An 18,331-nucleotide genomic window follows, 5' to 3' on the forward strand; every position below is an offset into this window, starting at 1 on the left:
GTTTAAACGCGATACTGACTCATAAACAATCTTGCGGTTTGCTCAGCCAGCACCCTCGACTCTTGCTTACTCAGAGACGCTTTCATACCGAGAACCTGAGGCCAAAACGCACTGCCTTTGACCAAACTATGCAATTGGGTACTCGCGACAACGATATCGTCCATCGCAAGGGTTTGCTTCTCTGCTTGCTCATTCAGCCAACGAAACAACGCTGTCTCTTGCTTCGACATCTTCTCTTCTTGTTCTTTAAGCTCATCAGGCTTATAGAAAAAATACCCCAGAGCGACTTTCGCCAAATCAACATAGTGAGGGTCAGTCACCACGTTGATTTCACTTTCAAGCAGAGCAACAAGCTGCTGCTCTAAATCCAATTCAACAAGACCTGCAACTTCATGATCTGCCATCGAAGTTCGCCACAGCTCTGACAGCAATTCCATGACAATCGCTTCTTTCGATTCAAAATGATTGTAAACCGTTCTCTTAGAGACCTCTGCCATAGCAGACAGCTTATCCATGCTGGTATTTTGCACACCAAATTCCTGAAAAGCCTGTTTTGCCGCAACTAATATCGCTTCACGTTTAATTTCGCTACGACCTTTTTTTCTCACTTTCATAGAGTTAACGATCCTACTTCATTCCGCTGCGATCTATTTTACACCAAGCAGTTTACTTTAAAAGCAAAGCATGTAAACTACACCGTATAGTTTACTTTAGGATAAACCATATGAAACGCGCATTGTTAGCCACTGTAGGAGCGATAATTATGACTACCTCAATCATTTCTTGTACCAGTTCTGACAAGGCTTCTGGTAAGCAATATCCTGAGAAATTTGCTAATACGGAGCTAGAGTACAAAAGCGGATTTGGTGACATTCTTAAGATCACGAAAGCTTATTTCACCACTGAACGCCTTAACCCAACGCCAACGTTTGAGCTGCCAGTCCACGCGATCAGCACTGATCAGTTAACCAATGAACAGCAAGACGTGCTATATCGTTTGGGTCATTCGAGTATTGCAATGAAGATCGACCAACAGTTAATCCTGACCGATCCTGTATTTAGTGAGCGCGCATCCCCCGTGCAGTGGGCAGGACCAAAGCGTTTCCATCAACCGCCGATTTCATTGCAAGAGCTACCAAACATTGATGCCGTTCTGATCAGCCATGACCATTACGATCACTTGGATAAAGCGTCGATCAAAACACTGACAGATAAAGTCGACGTATTTCTTGTCCCGCTTAAAATTGGTCAAACACTGAGAGAGTGGAATGTCCCAGAAGAAAAGATCATTGAGCTTAACTGGTGGGAATCACATGTTCACAATGGCGTCGAATATGTACTGACACCAACACAACACTTCTCTGGCCGCGGCTTAACCGATCGCGACGGCACCCTGTGGGGCAGTTGGGTCATCAATGGACAGCAACATAAAGTGTTCTTTAGTGGTGATTCTGGCTACTTCTCTGGCTTTAAAGAGATTGGCGATAAATATGGTCCGTTTGATTTCACCATGATAGAGACAGGGGCATACAACACTCTGTGGGCAGACATCCATATGTTCCCAGAACAAAGCGTTCAGGCACACATCGACCTAAAGGGTAAGGTCATGATGCCAATTCACAACGGCACCTTTGATCTCGCCATGCACGATTGGAATGAGCCAATGCAGCAAGCGATGGAGATCAGTGAACAACGCGGTGTAACCATGGTGAGCCCTGAGTTTGGTCAACGGGTCGAGCTTTCCCAGCCATTGCCAATCAAACCTTGGTGGAATTTGTAAAAAGAGGCTGCAATGAAGCTTAAATACCTTCTCTTACTCGTGAGCGTATGGACTCTTCCCGTAAAGGCGAATGTCGAGCAGGATGTCGACATTTTGATAGGGCAAATTGCGCAATCATCTTGCACCTTTATCCGTAACGGCGAATCATACGATCAGCAGCAGGCTGCGGAACATATTCGTAAAAAATGGCACTATGCTAAAGATGATGTTACGGATATTCAGGTGTTTATTAGCGAAGTGGCGTCTAAAAGTTGGTTTAGCGGCAAGCCATATATGGTCAAATGCAGAGACACGCAGATCACCAGCGAAGCCTGGCTCAATCAATTATGGCAGCAAGCCGAGCAGCCCTAACAATCTCTAAAAAGCACCGCGAGGTGCTTTTTTGTTTTGGATTCATTGGTGCTTATAGCGCTAGGTTTCACAATAACGACCCACTACCTTTCCCGCCCCCTGTATAAGCACTCGCACATACTTGCCCGCACTTCATCTTGCAGATGAATCAATCAATTGCACCCAGCTCGATAATGCTCTCTCTGCCCATCATTAACAGGTTCGATGTAATCACTCATCAAGTAAAATTTTACTAAATTAAGATCACACATTAACTAAAGGTCGGTTAACCCTTGTATTTGTGGCAGATAAAATCTTGTCAAACAACGTTCAGACCTTTGACCAAGGAAAATGACATGACCCTTAGTAAAACTTTTATCGCCCTTGCTGTAAGTTCCGCTGTGGCCATTTCTGGCTGCGCTTCAGTCACCAGTGAGCCAACGCCACAGGCACTGGAGTTCAAGAACGTCATTGATCGCACTGGTTCTCCAGAATATATGCGTGATTATGATTTTGATGACCACCAGCGTTTTAACCCTTTCTTCGATTTGGGCGCGTGGCATGGTCACCTGTTACCAGACACTAAAGACGGTATGGGGGGATTTCCGGGGACCGCATTACTGACTGAAGAATACATCAACTTTATGGCCAACGACTTTGACCGCTTAACCGTGTACAAAAATGGCCAGAAAGTGAATTTTGAGATGGAAGCGTACAGCCTGCCCGGCGCCTTGGTTCAAAAGCAGCATTCTGACGATGTACAAATCGAGATGACGCTGCGCTTTGCTAGCAACCGCACTTCGCTGCTTGAAACTAAGATCACTTCAGAGCAGCCACTTGATCTGGTGTGGGATGGTGAACTGCTGGAAAAATACCACGCTAAAGAAGGCAAGCCTCAATCCGATAAAACCATCGATCAGGCTTATCCAGATTATGACCGCCAGATTGTCGCTACCGATGACGGCCTCAAAGTGACGTTTGGTAAAGTTCGTGAAACATGGACATTGCTGACTTCAGGTGAATCTGAATATCAGATCCACAAATCCATCCCGATGAAGACCGAAATCGAGGGTCATCAGTTTGTTTCTAAAGCGCATGTTTCTGGTTCTACAACCCTCTACACCACATACACGCATGTTCTGACAGCAAAAGAAAACCGAGCAGAGCAGAGCAAAATACAAGACATACTCACCCACCCAGACAAATATCAAAAAGCCTCCGTTCAACGCTGGGAACACTACCTTGAGAAAGGGCTGACCAACCCGAATGCTACTCCAGAACAAGAGCGAGTGGCAGTGAAAGCGATGGAGACGCTGAATGGTAACTGGCGTGGCGTAGCTGGTGCGATGAAATTTGATTCTGTCACTCCATCGGTGACCGCACGTTGGTTCTCTGGTAATCAGACTTGGCCGTGGGATACATGGAAGCAAGCCTACGCAATGGCACATTTCAACCCAGAAGTAGCGAAAGACAATATTCGCGCCATGTTCGCCTACCAGATTCAGGCCGATGATCCTGTTCGCCCGTGGGATGAAGGTTATGTACCTGACTTACTGGCTTACAATTTAAGCCCTGAGCGTGGCGGTGATGGTGGTAACTGGAATGAGCGTAACACTAAGCCGAGCTTAGCCGCATGGGCAGTCATGGAAGTGTACAAAACAACCGGTGATAAAGCGTGGTTAGAAGAGATGTACCCTAAATTGGTCGCTTACCACAACTGGTGGTTACGTAATCGCGACAACAATGGTAATGGTGTACCTGAGTATGGCGCGGCTCGTGACAAGGCCCATAACACCCCTGACGGTCAGATGCTGTTTACCGTCACTCGTGGCGACAAAGAACAAACCTTTAGCGGGCTAGATCAATATCAAGCAATCATTGCCAATGGCCAATACGACCATATTGAAATCCCGGCCCAAACCGCGGCGTCATGGGAGTCTGGCCGCGATGATGCGGCAGTATTTGGCTTTATCGACAAAGAGCAACTGGACAAGTATGTCGAGAAGGGTGGAAAACGTAGTGATTGGGATGTGCAATTCGCTCAGAACCGAGCACAAGATGGCACCCTACTAGGTTACTCATTACGGCAAGAGTCGGTCGACCAAGCCAGCTATATGTACAGCGATAATCAGTTCCTTGCTGAAATGGCGGACATCATAGGCAAGCAAGAAGAAGGAAAAGTTTTCCGAGAAAAAGCCGAACACTTGGCTGATTACATCAATACCTGCATGTTCGATGAAGAAAGTGGCTATTTCTACGACATTCGCATCGAAGACAAGCCACTTGCCAATGGTTGTGCAGGCAAACCGATTGTTGAACGTGGCAAAGGGCCAGAGGGCTGGTCACCACTGTTTAATGGCGCAGCAACTCAAGCACACGCCGATGCGGTGGTGAAAGTGATGAAAGATACCGAAGAGTTCAACACTTACGTGCCTCTGGGTACCGCAGCGCTGTCTAACCCTGCCTTTGGGGCTGATATCTACTGGCGTGGGCGCGTGTGGGTCGACCAATTCTACTTTGGCCTTAAAGGTATGGAGAAATACGGTTACCGTGATGATGCAGTCGAGATGGCCACGGCTTTCTTCGACAATGCCGACGGCTTGATTCAAGACGGCCCAATCAGAGAAAACTACAACCCGCTTACCGGCGCTCAACAAGGTGCACCCAACTTTTCTTGGAGTGCGGCTCACCTGTATATGCTTTACAACGATTTCTTTACCTCGGAAAAGTAACAAACAACAAAGGGCGCTTAATCGCGCCCTTTCAATTAGAGTTTAAGTAAGTTAGCGGCTTTTCGACACCGTATGTGACTCTTTCCCTAGCACATTAACCAGTACGTAGCTCACCTTCTGACCATTAACCACTTTGTGTTTCGCTTCAACGGTCTTTCCATTGACCACCAACGTTGGATAATCCCCATAGAACCAAGCTTCCCACGTGAGCGGCTTATTGTTGTTATTGGTTAGTGTCGACTTTTCAGTACCCTCATGGCGCAGCGCGACTTCATGCTCGCCCATTGGTAAGTAATCAACCGCGAGCCAGTCAATATCCGCCGTCAGATGCGATGCCGTAATCAGATGACTGTCTGCCGCGTTTGGTTTCACCCCCATCAGCCCTTCAATGGTATTGGCGATAAAGGTAAACGAGATCTCTGGATAATCGCCATTGGTGCCTTGTGTCGGACGCTCATGAGGTAAGTCTTTCATATCCATGATGTACTGCATCCACTTCCAAGCTTCCTCATTGCGGTTGTATGGAAAATAGGTCTCTGGGATGTAGCTGTACGCCTCAATATTGTTCGGAGCATCCGGCGTCGAGCCAATGCCATCACCGAGACTTTGCGAGATAAAGTCTAGGTATCGGTCATTGCGCTCACCCGGCTCAGTGATCAACTTCATCGGCATAAACCAGCTGTTTTCTTTACCAAAGTCGTTCAACCTCAAGCCATCCTTCTGCACTATGTTGACGTAGTTATCCAAAGGCTTTTCTGGGTCAGCGATACTCCACTCCTGATTAAAGTAGTCTTTCAGTTGCTGGGCTTTTTGTTGCCATTGTCGAGATTCACTGTACTCATCTCTGGCGTTAAGCATGGCCGCATAAGCCACCGTTGCTTGATACTGAGAGCCAATCCCGTCACCCGCTTCAATCGGGAATTCACCCCGTTCGTTATAGGTCGCCGAGCCTTCAAAAATACCACCATAACCTTCAGCGATGCCGTTTGGATCCTGATCGTCATGCAGTGCGATATAATCGGTCATCACTTTGGTGTAAAAACGCCATAGGTCTTTGTCTTCAATGTAGCGCTTATCGCCCGTCCATTGGTATTGCTCCCAAGCCTTCTCAAGAAATTCAAACTGCGCCGGGACCTCACGCACAAACCAGTCATCGTCTTCGTAGTCGATCAGGTGCGGGCTGCCATCAAAGTTGATCGCCCATAGGGTGTACCACTTTCTCGACTCAGTAGAATGCTTAGCGAAGGTTTTGAACATAGAGAAGTTTTCACGATCTAAGCCCGCTAACTTAGCGCCAGCCGACTGGTGAAGAAAGTCCCGAGAGTAGAAAGCCGTACGATCAAAGTAACCCGCCCAATAGGAAGGTAAGTAATCCGCGCTGCCCGTACCATCATTGTTGTTTTCATCACGGTTGATCAAGTCGTGCTGCCCCGTCATCACAAACTGACGTGTCTTCTCTTTCGCCCAGTCAAACGAGTCCTGCAATTTATCATTGGAAGACGAAACGGTGACTTGCTTCGCTTTAATCCGAGCACGCACTTCCCACTTCTCAACCCGCCCTTTTTCATCCTTAAGTTTGATGTGAACTGGCTGACTGAAATCGAGGACTTCCCCCTGCTCGACAGACGCTCGAGAGCCTTTAGACACAAGCAGTTTAGCAATCGCTACTTCAGAGACGTCGCTCGCATACGGCAGTTCAAACTCGATGGTTCTGCGTTCTTTATCGATGATGCTCTCGCCGGATTGCCCTTTAGCCTTAAACCCTATGATTTGATTAAAACGTGGCGACTTGGATTTAGTGCTTTTTACCAATTCAACCTGATCGATACTGACACTGCCCACATCTGACCCTGTGAAACGTAGCTTTATCTGCTCCCCCCTCTCCAACGGAATCTGTTTAATTTTATTGTGCTTGTAGTCGTGACTCTTTTTGAGTTTTTTACTCAGGAAAGCCTCATCGCCAAGGTTAGTCAATTCAACGCGGGCATCTTTGCCTGGACTGATCGCCTGAACCGACAGCTGATAAAAGCCCGTTTCAGGTATAGTGACTACCTGGCTGATGCTGTGTCCCGCACCAATGGCAATTCTGCCGCGATATTGGCCTTCAAACGCTTTATCGTCTTTGATATTGGCAAACCAGTAATGCCAACCTAGGCCACTGTCTTCAAACCCTGGGTTAGCCAGAACGCTGTGGTTTTCTCCAGCTGCAAGTACTGTCTCAGGTAAAGTGTTAGCAGACACCGCTCCACTCAGCAGAGCTCCTAGGATCATGCTGGCAATCAATGAGTGTTTCATCTTGTTTAGCTCCCTATTCCATGGGGATGTTCAGAAATTAGAAAAGCAGCCCTTTGGATAAAAGGGCTGAACAGATTACGCCTGAGCAGGCTGAGGTTTGTCGGAAGAAACGATGTCTTCATTATGCTCATCGTTGTCGACTAGCTCATATTTTTCCATCAACTGTTGCTGGATCTGTTGATGATACGCGCCATTCAATTTGTAGTAACGGAAGTACATAAACAGCGCGATAGCAAAGAACAAACTTGGTAAGCCAATCATGATACACTGCATGCCAAAGATGGTTTCCGGCGTTTGCTCTACATTAGGCACGTAGTGCACAGCGGTTAAGGCAATACCTATAAAGAAAGCCGCAAACGCTGAGCCCGCTTTTACTACCAGAGTCTGTACTGAGTAGGCAATGCTTTCACAACGCACACCAAGCTTCACTTCACCGTAATCAACCGTATCGGCAACCATAATTACGTTAAGCACCCAGAACAGTGCGGTACCTATTTGCAGGAACACACCTGCAGTAGAGATAAGCAGCACACTTTGGGTATCGTTCATGCCAATGTAGATCAACACTGCACTACCGATAATCGGGAAGCCAGACGCACAGGCCCAAAGAACTCGGCGAGAGAACCACTGAGCCAGTTTAGGGAATAGGACCAGCGTAATGAGGTTAGCGATGCTAGCGTACGCCATGTAGTAAGGGAACAGGCTCTCGTCCCCTACAACATAGGTGAAGTAGTACACGGCAAAGGCGGTAATAATGTTGGTCGCTAGGTTGTAAGATAGAGCCATACACAGCAGGCTGCTAAGCTGATCGTTCTTGTAGATCAACGACAGCATTTTCTTCAGAGATACCTTCTCTTCAGGCTGAGCTTTATTGAGTTTGGTGGTTGAGTAACGCTCTTTTACGTTGCGTAGAGTGACAAAAGTGGAGATCAGGAAGCAAACGATCAGTAACAGGGTGAACATCTGAAAACCAAAGCCTTTGTTGTCTTCACCACCAACATAGTTAATGAATGGCATCGCAATCGCAGCGGTTACCGTCCACGCTAAGCTAGCAAAGAACCTCGGGAAAGGGACCAGCTCTTCACGCTCTCGCTTATCAATCGTCAGCGTTGGTACCAAAGACCAGAAAGGGATGTCCATCAGGGTGTAAGTCATACCCCATAGAATGTAGGTAATGGCTGCGTAGGCGATAAGCCATGGGCCTTCAATCAGGTGGGCACTGAACACCATGTACAAGACGACAGAATTCGTTAGGGTACCAATCAGAATCCAGGGTTTGAATTTCCCCCAACGGGTTCGGGTATTGTTTACCACCCAGCCCATGAGTGGGTCATTGACTGCATCCCAGATTCTCGCCACCAAAAAGATGGTGCCAACAATGCCCGCTGAAATACCGACTACATCCGTATAGTAAAACATCAGATACATGTAGACGATTGTGATGGCGAAATCCTTGCCGTAGGCACCAAACCCATAGCTGAGTTTGGTGCTCATCGAAATACTCATGTTTGCTCCTTAACGCTCCCATCACTGGAAGCGTATATGATTCACGTTATTGAAAGGGATATTATTATTTTTATTGATAAACCCATTCAGGAAGCCATCCCTGATGTGCTTCGATTAAGTCATCCACCAACGCATAGATTTCATCGATACCGAGAACAGCCGCGGTATGTGGATCCAACATCGCAGCGTGATAAATACGCTCACGGTTTTCTGTCAAGATGGCCTCGGTTAGCAGCGTTTGAACATTAACGTTAGTCTGCATCAATGCCGCTAAATGGCTCGGCAAGCGTCCTGCTTTGGTCGGCTGAATGCCATTGGCGTCAACCAGACAAGCGACTTCAACGCAGCAGCCTTGCGGTAAGTTGTCGATTAAACCCTCATTCTTGACGTTGCCGTAGATAACACTTGGCGTACCTGTCCAGATCGAGTTCATGATCGTACTGGCGTACTCCTGAGACTCTTTCACTGTGATTTGGTCAGCTTGCTTGTAGTCTTCTAAATCTTGTTTCCATGCAGCAATCTGTTCAACACAACGTTTTGGATACTCATCAATTGGCACTTTATAGCGCTCAATCAGATCCGGTCGATTTGGCTTGATAAAGTAAGGCGTGTATTCAGCAAAATGCTCGGAAGATTCCGTGACAAAGTAGCCCAGCTTCTTGAACATCTCGTAGCGAACTAAATTGGTACAACGGCCATCGTGATGCAAACCTGGTTTAGGAGCCTCGCCACGCTCAAACGCATCGAGCAAATCTGGATAGATATCAACGTAATTGCCCTGCTCGTCCTTCTTCTCAAACGTCAGGTAGTAAGCCATGTGGTTGATGCCCGCACAGGTATAACGCAAGTCGGCGTAATCCAAATCCAGATCGCGTGCTAACTCTTCTGCCGTCCCCTGCACGGAGTGACACAAGCCAACCTGTTTAATCTCTGGATACTTTTCGTACATGGCCCAGGTATTCATCGCCATTGGGTTCACGTAGTTCAGCATGGTGGCATCCGGGCAGACTTGTTTCATGTCTTCACACACACTCCACAGGTGCGGAATGGTGCGTAACGAACGCATAATACCGCCCGGGCCTAAGGTATCAGCAATGGTTTGCTCTAACCCGTGGCGCTTACACACTTCGAAGTCGGTCACGGTGCAAGGCTCATAGCCCCCAATCTGAAATGCGATGACAACAAAGTCCGCGTCCTGCAACGCTTCTTTCTGATCAAGGTGGCAAGAAATGGTGCCTGTGGCGCCTGCAGAATTCATCAACTTACTGACGACAAGATGCGACTCTTCAAGACGAATCTCGTCGATATCCATTAGCGCTACATGCGCACTTTTTAACGCTGGCTTATGAAATACATCACCAAGAATGTTTTTAACAAAGATGGTCGAGCCGGCACCGATAAACGTAATTTTTGGACTGTTCATGCTCATGTGATCCTTTATTGATAGGTCTAGGTCATGCATCCACATTACTGACTTGATTATGATTAAGTCGTCTCGGTTCAACTCATCACTCTCTCATTTACTAAGATTTAATGCCTCATGTAACAGAAAAAGTGTTTTTAGGAGTCTTTAAGAGATATTCGGGATTGATTGAGCATTTAAATCGAAAAACCACCGTCAATAACGGCAAAATGTTAGCCGTGCTACGTTCTCAGCCACAAAATGGGCGACTTATTCAGCTTTTGAACTATCTCTCTTTTTACCAAACAAAGGTCTGTTACAACCCTGTAACTACCATTTCGTAAGGAGCCGACATGCCCTCGCCTAACGATCTACTCTCTGTGACTGCTCAAGAGCAGTACTCCTCAGAATGTGTCTCGGTCAGTCCATTGTCACTCTATTCCTCTTACGAAAAAATTGATGTGGAGATGCGTGCGCCACACGCGATGCCCGGTTATCACTGGCATGGGCAAATCGAAGTTAATATTCCGTTTGGTGACGACGTAGAGTACATGATGAATGGCAGCCCAATTCACCTCAAAAATGGCAGTATTGGACTCTTTTGGGCTTCGGTGCCGCACCGTCTCACTGACCCTGGCGCAAGCCACAACATGGGCATCATCAATATTCCAATTCATCATTTTATGTCTTGGCCGCTTAACCGCGATCTGGTGAGCCAACTTACCCATGGCGCTGTGCTGCAATCTAAGTCCTGTAATTTAATCAGCGAATTTGAAATTGCTCGCTGGACAAAAGAGAGTCAACACCCGTCGGAAAGTCGCCAGCAGTTAGTCACCGATGAAATTGGATTGATGCTCAAACGCGTCTGTCTCGATGGTTGGCAGCAGCTTTCAACAGGTCGCACAGATAAGGCCGCGAAAAGCAATACTTCAAAGCACTCGCAGTTTTATGTCAGCCAGATGCTGGAGTACATTGCGACCCACCACAACACTCCGCTCACAGCACAAAAGGTCGCTGACTATGCAGGGTTGCACGTCAATTACGCCATGACTATTTTTCAGCGCACCATGCAAATGACCATCAAGCAATACATCACTGCGATGCGAATTAATCACGCCCGTGCGCTGCTGAGTGATACGGAACGAACCATACTCGACATTTCCCTTACGGTAGGATTTAACTCCATCAGCCGCTTTTACGACACCTTCCGTCGTTGTATGGAAGTCACACCTACCCAGTATCGTAAGCTAAGTCGAGAAGATCATCGCTGGGGCTGGAAAGACGCCAACCCACTTAATCAATTAGAGAAGGGCGCCTGTGATGGTAAACGGCCACTGGTGGTGAGTCATAAGTAGCTGCGCTACCGCCTCGAAGCCCCACAAGTTGCTCTACACTTAAAGTCAGGCTCATTCGTATCATAGATATAGGCAGCAGTGGACAAAGCACAGGTAATCACTCAGTGGCAACAGATACAATCAGACCTGTACCGGGATCGGGTGCTTTATGGGTATGTGTTTGCGACCACTCTTTGTTTGTATGTTTTATCACTACTTTATCTGGATGACCCAAGATTTGAATTTGATCCTATCATCTACTTGGCGACGCTAGTCCAAGTCTGTTATGTCACCTTTCTAGTGTGGAGCTGCGTCTACTATGTGTATTTGCTTTACCATCGAAAACCTCACCCAACACTCTACTTTTTCAGAGCGATGCGTTCATTTTTTCAACCTTTGTCGAAAGCCATTAGCTTTGCGTTACTTGTATTGGCACTGAACCTGACCTTTTCCAGCTACACGTTTCTAAAACCCTTGATCCCTGAACTCAATCCATTTCAGTTTGATGAGCTTTTTTACCAACTGGACAAATGGCTACATTTCGGCATTTCACCGTGGCAAATCACGCATCAAGTGTTTGGCAATGCGTTAGCGAGTAGCGTGATTAATTTTTTATACCACTTATGGTTTCTTCTAATGTGGGGGAGCGTGCTGTTTTTCATCATTCGCCGTGACCTCGAAAAATTGAGAGACCAGTTTCTTATTACGTTTCTTACTAGTTGGTTGTTAATAGGCGGTGTTGCAGCAGTACTGATGTCCTCCGCGGGCCCATGTTACATGCACTTACTCAACCCAGAGCATCAATACTATTTACCTTTAATCGAGCGGCTGGAAACACAGAGCCAATTATTGGTCGACAACCACTGGTTTCCTCTTTGGGCCTTGGATGTTCAGGAAATGCTATGGCAAATGTATTCAAACCAGAATTCTGGTATTGGCGGTGGTATATCAGCCATGCCGAGCATGCATGTTTCAGTCGCAGTAACAATGGCACTCGCATTCCAAAAATTGCACAAGAAGTTAGGTTATTTGATGTGGGGTTATGTTTTGGTCATACAGATTGGTTCGGTCCATCTCGCTTGGCACTATGCCATTGACGGTTATCTGAGTGCTATTCTTACACTAGTGATTTGGAAATCAGTCGGCTCACTCCACACACTCAAATCCTCCCACCTTTCCTAACAAATGGTTTCGGCAACAACATGTCGAACCCAGGTATTCTTTTCGTCACTATTGAGCGCTTTTAGAAACAACATTTTAATTTCAAAATCCGGCACTTCAATGGGAGGTTCGACCGCTTGTAGACTGTGACTATACATCTCCATCTCAGCAAAACGCTTCGGGACAATACATATCAGCTTCCGACCAATCAGCAACCGCCTGATGGTTAAGAAGTTGCGAGAGGCGACCCCAACACGGCGCTGAAGTCCTAGCTTTGCCAATCGCTCATCAACTTGGGTTTGCAAGTTGCCATCGGGACTGACTAAGGCATGCTCGACTGACACAAATTGCTCCAGCGTCATCGGCAGCTCTACTTCGAAACATTGAGGATCGTATAAACAGAGGTGCTGCTCCGTATATAGGCGTTGTGACAAATACCGACTGCCATGATTGGTAATACTGCCAATAACCATATCGAGATGTTCACTGTCAGCGATGTCTTGGTAATTACTGCGATTAACGTTGTAAAAACTAATTTGAGAGAGAGGGGAATGACGTTTAATCGCATCATAAAGCGGTGCAGCAAACAACTGTTCGGCATAATCCGTCAGACCAATTTTCCACGCACCACTGTACTCTTGTGGAACAAAATGCTGCTTTGTCAGCAGATCATTTTTAATGCTTGCCAACAAATTATGAACTACCGGAGCCATATCATGAGAGCGCTGTGTCGGTTCCATGCGTGTGCCAATACGTTCAAACAAAGGGTCATCAAACAATGCTCGAAGACGCTGCAAGGTATGACTCATAGCAGACTGACTCACATAACACTGCTGCGCTGCAAGGCTAACGCTTTGGGTATTGTACAAAGCCTGAAACGCCACAAGTAAATTGAGGTCGATCCCTTTCCAGTTGAACTCTTTCACAGCAATCCCATATTATTCATACATTGTATTAAAACTATTAATTGGAATCATTTTAGTACATTTCTTAAAGTATGCGCAGTATTTGTTCTAAGAGTTACCAGACCATGTTGTCTATTTTTAAAACCTTTTTTTGGCTTGGTTGGATAAGCTTCGGCGGCCCAGCTGCCCATATCGGCTATTTTCGTAACAATTTTGTCGAAAAACTAAACTGGTTAGACGATAAAGAGTACGCGCAAATCGTCGCACTCAGTCAATTCCTTCCGGGCCCTGGTTCAAGTCAGGTAGGTTTTGCTCTCGGTTACAAACGTGGCGGTTTACCGGGTGCCTGTATGGCATTTTTGGGCTTTACCCTGCCTTCCGTTCTTATCATGCTGGCGCTGGCGGTACTTAGTAGCCAACTGACAGAAACTTCTCTGTTTCAGAATATTGTGCATGGTTTGAAACTGTTGGCCGTTGTTGTGGTTGCAGACGCCACTTGGGGAATGTACAAAAACTTCTGCAAGGAAAAACTTTCAGTATCGCTTTGTTTATTAACCGCAATTTCACTGTTAGTTCTTCCCGGTATCGCGACCCAAATGCTGGTTTTAGTGATCGCAGCACTTATCGGCATGAAGTATTTGGGTAATCAGGAAGAGTCTGTCCAGACACGCTTTGAGCCTTCAATTCTCCCCTTGACTCTCTTCGTTGTTCTTATTGTGGGCTTGCCTTTTGTCGCTTCCAATGTGCCCGCTCTGGGACTATTCAATGACTTTTTCCAAGCAGGTAGCCTAGTATTCGGTGGCGGCCATGTGGTGCTGCCATTACTGCAAAATATTGTCGGTGACCAACTTAGCCAAGACGCTTTCCTAACAGGATATGCCGCCGCTCAGGCCGTGCCTGGGCCGATGTTTACCTTTGCCACTTACATTGGTTATGAGTTACTACCTCAAGCACCAATCGCCGGCGCACTGATTGCTACTATGGGTGTCTTTTTGCCGGGGTTCTTACTACTTTTAGGGGTACTGAAAAATTGGCAGTCGCTGGCTAAAATGCCCAAAGTGTCTGGCGCCGTAAACGGCGTGAATGCAGCCGTTGTTGGCCTCTTGGTAGCTGCACTTTATCAGCCCGTATTTGCCAGCGCGGTCATGAGCCCAATTGATATCTCTTTTGTTTTGGTGGGCTTCTATCTGCTTAAACAGCTCAAACTGCCTATTGTCTGGATGGTGATATTCTTTATGGCCGCAGGTATCGCAGGTGGCTATCTCAACTGAAATCACTGAGAGGTAAAAATCCACCTGCATAGCAGGTGGCTTTGGTTGGCCCCCTATAAGGGGGCTCACTGCTATTTATCTAACCCTAGAAGCATTTGTCGCTCCTCTTCTTCTTTCCCCACACGATCTTGGTGCCTGACGTATCTACGTATAATTTCCTCGTTCATCCCTACCGAATCAACAAAGTAACCTCGTTGCCAGAACTTATTACCCCAGAGCTTTTTCTTTCTCAAATACGGAAATTTGTTAAACAACCTAATCGCTGTACGACCTTTAACAAACCCCATGTAATTTGAGATACTCATGCTCGGCGGAAGCCTCACGACTAAATGGACATGATCAATTTGGACGTTAAGCTCGACAACCTTGCATTTCTTCATATTGCTGTAAACGTAGATACTTCGATACAGCTCTTTGCCTAAATTTCCTTTCAGAATCTTTAGTCGATATTTAGGTGTCCAAACAATATGATATTGGCACCGATGATAAACGTGTGAAGCGGATTCATATCTGCTCATGTTCGTTATTTCCTTCATTTGTTGGTTGCAAACGAGGACATCTTGAACATGAGCGTTCTTCGGGCAAAGCCCAAAAGAACGATCACCACCTTCTAAAGAAGGTGGTTTAGGGCCAGAAAACAAAAAGGGAGAGCATTGGCTCTCCCTTTTCTATTCCGCTACCGCAGCAGTTTTGTTTTTTTCTTCCCGCACCATAGCTAACGCGCGTTCAAGATTTTCGTTGGCGACTTTATAGTAAGACGTTTTTGTGTCGATAGCTTGCTGCAAGTATGGGATCGCCTTGTCTGGCTTGCCTTGTAGGATTAAAAAATACCCGACATTGTTCAACGCTTCCGGCTTACCCATATGCTGTGAAAAAACGTTGATCGCTCGGGTAATTTCGCCTTTGCCTAAGTAAATCAGAGCAAGGTTATTCAATGCTTTATCATTGGTCGGATCTTTATCCAGAGCCTCTAAAGTAAACCTCTGTGCTTTGCGGTAATCTCCTTCCATATAAAATGAGTAACCTACGTTGGTTAAGGTTTTTACCGAATTTGGTTTGATACTTAGCGCTTTTTTATAGAACGCCTGAGCTCGCTTATGATCAGTATCAATATCGGCAATGACTCCTAGCCCCATGTAGGCAAACTCTGGAGAATAGTTATCTGTTTTCAACATAGCTATCTCTTTCGAAGTCGCTAAATCTTCCTCGCTGAGTGTTTTTTTGCTCCCCAATCGAATTTGGTCGGCATTAATCGCTTTGAGGAAATAACTACCACCAGATTCCACATCGCCCGAGCGGCTGTAAATGGTACCGAGCTGTTCAAGCACCTTCACATTATTCGGATTTTCTTTCAGCGCCAGCTGATACGCTTTTTGCGCCATCGGTATATTGTTGCGAGATTGGTGAATTCGACCAATGTTGTACAGCGAACGGTCGTGAAATTGGCCATTTTCAAATGCCAACGAGCGAATGTATTCATACAAAGCCAAATCAACATTGCCAGCATTCAGAGCATCATCGCCCCGAGTAATGGCTTCTTTTTCTGTTTTCGGTGGCTCGTCTGAAGTCAAAGAGTCAATGGGTTTACCTTCATAAAGCGACGTATCAATACTCGGCTCATTCGATGCGCAAGCCGTTAGCAGCGCTCCAGATAGGGTGAGCACTATCAGATGAAATCCTTTCATTGCTCCACTCCTTTTAGTTTCCTAGGGTCGATGTGAATAGCAGCATAGAAGGGCCGATCGCTACAATGAAAAAGCACGGCCAGATAAAGAGCAGCAGAGGAAATATCATTTTAGTCGGTATCTTCGCTGCTATTTCTTCGACTTCTTGATTTCTCTTGTCCCGATAATCATCGGTATATTCACGTAATGTTTGTGCCAAACTACCACCAATGCGCGAGGCATGTGCCAGCATGGTGACCAGACCCGCAATCTCAATAAGCCCAGTACGCTCAATCAAATCATTAAATGCATCTGACATTTCCACACCTGCATTAATTTTGACACATACGGTATCCAGCTCATCAGCAAAATCTGGATGAGAGATTGCAACCTCGTCAGCGACGCGGCGAAGTGCTGAATTAAATCCCAAACCCGACTCCGTACACACCACCATTAAATCTAATGCATCCGGGATACCACCACGAATTCTTGATTGACGCTTTTTGACCAAATGTCCGAGAAGTATATTGGGCACATAAAGCCCGCCCCCAACACTCGCTACCATGACTAAATTCAGCATCGCCATGTCTGGGGTAAGAAAGTAAAAGCCTGCCGCTAACCCTAAACCGACCGCGACTGTCATGCCTTTAAACGCATAGAAAACCGTCAATGCATTCGCATCATGATAGCCAGCATGCATGAGTTTTTGCCGTATACTCTCGCTCTCTTTTGAGTTAGAAGGCTTCATCACAGGAGCCAGTGACTCTAAGGTATGATCCAGCCTGCGACTTTTTTTCAGTTTGTCTGAACGAGTAGACTGCCTGAGTTGTTCAAGCTTTAATTTTAGAGGCGATTTAGGCCCGACCAGCAACAGCGACAGGGTGAACACCACCAACACCGTCGCCAAGAGGATTAGGCTCAAAAAGACTGTCTGCTCGTCTAAGTTGTAAACTGCAAACTGTTCCAGAATCGTTTCCATGTCTACACCTCGAAATTAATGATTTTCCGTATCCACAGAGAACCGATAAATAAGCTAACGACACCACCACTGATCAGCTTCATGCCTCTGGGGTCGGTATACAGGGGTTCAACATAACCAGGGTTAACAAAACTGAGGAAAAGAAACAGCACAAATGGTGACAACACCAAAATCCATGCAGATAAACGGCTTTCTGCTGATAATGTCTTAATTTTTCGCTGCAACTTAAAACGAGCTCTCAATACCCTAGACACTTTTTCCAGATTCTCAGATAAATTACCCCCGGTCTCCTTTTGCAGCAGCACTGCACTGGAAAACGCCAGCATGGAAACGGTCGGCGTTCGTTCTGCCATCTGCATGATCGCCATACGCATGTCATAGCCATAATTCAAAAGATTAAAGGTATTTTTGAACTCAACACCAATTGGAGCTGGCATCTCTTCCCCAACCTCACTGAAGGCTTGAGTAACGGGCTGTCCCGCTTGCAGCATACGGCGCATAATATCTAATGCCTCCGGTAGCTGTCCTTCAAACGCGGAAAGGCGGTCCGATATTTTCTTGCTGAGCCAGAAATAAAGAAATGCCCAGATGGCAACTACTACTGCTAGAGCCACATAGACAGGTTGGCTTATCAATAGAACAATAAAGAAGCCACACACTGATAGAATCGATGTCACTGTCAAAGTCTGTGTCAAACTCCAATCATAACCGGAAAGCTCAATCATTTTTTTGAGTGAAGAGAACACCTCAAACCGAACCAGCTTTCTGTCTAACGGCGTTAAACTTTTAAGATAGTGCTCTTGGAGCAAAGACAAGGCTTCTTCATCGAGCTTCGATTGGGATTCTTTAAGACGTTCGGACAACTCTTTGTGCTTAGCTTTGCTCCCCGCTGCAGGCAAAATCAACGCTTGTGAAATAAACACCACAGCAAAAAACAAGAGTATGAAAAAGAATGTTGCGTCCTGATGCATA

The 18,331-nt window shown here is 46.3% G+C and carries 15 protein-coding genes; 6 read left to right on the forward strand and 9 right to left on the reverse strand.

Annotated elements, in window-relative coordinates:
* Positions 1 to 2: 2 nt before the first annotated feature.
* On the reverse strand, positions 3 to 614 hold the full coding sequence (locus tag VIC_RS10945; RefSeq protein ID WP_006959786.1) for a TetR/AcrR family transcriptional regulator: 612 nt from the start codon (positions 612 to 614) through the stop codon (positions 3 to 5).
* Positions 615 to 763: 149 nt separating this feature from the next.
* Here VIC_RS10945 and VIC_RS10950 point away from each other — a divergent pair, with 149 nt between their 5' ends.
* The 3 genes from VIC_RS10950 to ygjK all read left to right on the forward strand — a co-directional run bounded on the left by VIC_RS10950 (position 764) and on the right by ygjK (position 4,842).
* Positions 764 to 1,780, forward strand: a complete 1,017-nt coding sequence (locus VIC_RS10950; RefSeq protein ID WP_006959787.1) for an MBL fold metallo-hydrolase — start codon at positions 764 to 766, stop codon at positions 1,778 to 1,780.
* A gap of 12 nt (positions 1,781 to 1,792) precedes the next feature.
* Positions 1,793 to 2,131: a DUF5329 family protein gene (locus tag VIC_RS10955; protein WP_039951752.1), complete on the forward strand. Its 339-nt coding sequence runs from the start codon at positions 1,793 to 1,795 to the stop codon at positions 2,129 to 2,131.
* A gap of 335 nt (positions 2,132 to 2,466) precedes the next feature.
* Complete coding sequence (gene ygjK, locus VIC_RS10960) at positions 2,467 to 4,842, forward strand: alpha-glucosidase (RefSeq protein ID WP_006959789.1); 2,376 nt, start codon at positions 2,467 to 2,469, stop codon at positions 4,840 to 4,842.
* A 51-nt stretch (positions 4,843 to 4,893) separates the two neighbouring features.
* Here ygjK and VIC_RS10965 read toward each other — a convergent pair whose 3' ends face one another.
* The 3 genes from VIC_RS10965 to melA form a co-directional block, all read right to left on the reverse strand.
* A complete protein-coding gene (locus VIC_RS10965; RefSeq protein WP_006959791.1) occupies positions 4,894 to 7,137 on the reverse strand; it encodes a glucosidase family protein in 2,244 nt (747 codons plus the stop codon).
* Between the two features lie 75 nt (positions 7,138 to 7,212).
* Positions 7,213 to 8,643 (reverse strand): melibiose:sodium transporter MelB, encoded by a 1,431-nt coding sequence (gene melB, locus VIC_RS10970; RefSeq protein WP_006959793.1) that lies wholly within the window; start codon positions 8,641 to 8,643, stop codon positions 7,213 to 7,215.
* A 70-nt stretch (positions 8,644 to 8,713) separates the two neighbouring features.
* Positions 8,714 to 10,066: an alpha-glucosidase/alpha-galactosidase gene (gene melA, locus VIC_RS10975; RefSeq protein ID WP_006959795.1), complete on the reverse strand. Its 1,353-nt coding sequence runs from the start codon at positions 10,064 to 10,066 to the stop codon at positions 8,714 to 8,716.
* Between the two features lie 332 nt (positions 10,067 to 10,398).
* Here melA and melR point away from each other — a divergent pair, with 332 nt between their 5' ends.
* Positions 10,399 to 11,400, forward strand: a complete 1,002-nt coding sequence (gene melR / locus VIC_RS10980; protein WP_006959797.1) for a transcriptional regulator MelR — start codon at positions 10,399 to 10,401, stop codon at positions 11,398 to 11,400.
* Between the two features lie 78 nt (positions 11,401 to 11,478).
* Positions 11,479 to 12,561: a phosphatase PAP2 family protein gene (locus tag VIC_RS10985; protein WP_006959799.1), complete on the forward strand. Its 1,083-nt coding sequence runs from the start codon at positions 11,479 to 11,481 to the stop codon at positions 12,559 to 12,561.
* Here the strand turns inward: VIC_RS10985 and VIC_RS10990 are convergent.
* Positions 12,558 to 13,466, reverse strand: a complete 909-nt coding sequence (locus VIC_RS10990; protein WP_006959801.1) for a LysR family transcriptional regulator — start codon at positions 13,464 to 13,466, stop codon at positions 12,558 to 12,560. The genes VIC_RS10985 and VIC_RS10990 overlap by 4 nt on opposite strands.
* A gap of 104 nt (positions 13,467 to 13,570) precedes the next feature.
* Between VIC_RS10990 and chrA the strand changes: the two genes are divergently transcribed.
* Positions 13,571 to 14,716 (forward strand): chromate efflux transporter, encoded by a 1,146-nt coding sequence (chrA, locus tag VIC_RS10995; RefSeq protein ID WP_006959803.1) that lies wholly within the window; start codon positions 13,571 to 13,573, stop codon positions 14,714 to 14,716.
* 71 nt (positions 14,717 to 14,787) lie between these two features.
* Here chrA and tnpA read toward each other — a convergent pair whose 3' ends face one another.
* From tnpA to VIC_RS11015, 4 genes are all read right to left on the reverse strand, one after another.
* The gene (gene tnpA / locus VIC_RS11000) at positions 14,788 to 15,234 is read right to left on the reverse strand and encodes an IS200/IS605 family transposase (protein ID WP_039951144.1); all 447 of its coding nucleotides are present in this window, start codon (positions 15,232 to 15,234) and stop codon (positions 14,788 to 14,790) included.
* A 150-nt stretch (positions 15,235 to 15,384) separates the two neighbouring features.
* Positions 15,385 to 16,401 carry a tetratricopeptide repeat protein gene (locus VIC_RS11005; RefSeq protein WP_006959805.1) on the reverse strand — a complete coding sequence of 339 codons (1,017 nt, stop codon included), beginning with the start codon at positions 16,399 to 16,401 and terminating at the stop codon, positions 15,385 to 15,387.
* 13 nt (positions 16,402 to 16,414) lie between these two features.
* Positions 16,415 to 17,359 carry a type II secretion system F family protein gene (locus tag VIC_RS11010; RefSeq protein WP_006959808.1) on the reverse strand — a complete coding sequence of 315 codons (945 nt, stop codon included), beginning with the start codon at positions 17,357 to 17,359 and terminating at the stop codon, positions 16,415 to 16,417.
* Positions 17,360 to 17,361: 2 nt separating this feature from the next.
* Positions 17,362 to 18,330, reverse strand: coding sequence for a type II secretion system F family protein (locus tag VIC_RS11015; protein ID WP_006959810.1), 969 nt, complete (start codon positions 18,328 to 18,330; stop codon positions 17,362 to 17,364).
* Between the last annotated feature and the right edge of the window lies 1 nt (position 18,331).

Origin of the sequence: Vibrio coralliilyticus ATCC BAA-450 (assembly GCF_000176135.1) — a bacterium.
In the GTDB taxonomy this organism is placed as follows: domain Bacteria; phylum Pseudomonadota; class Gammaproteobacteria; order Enterobacterales; family Vibrionaceae; genus Vibrio; species Vibrio coralliilyticus.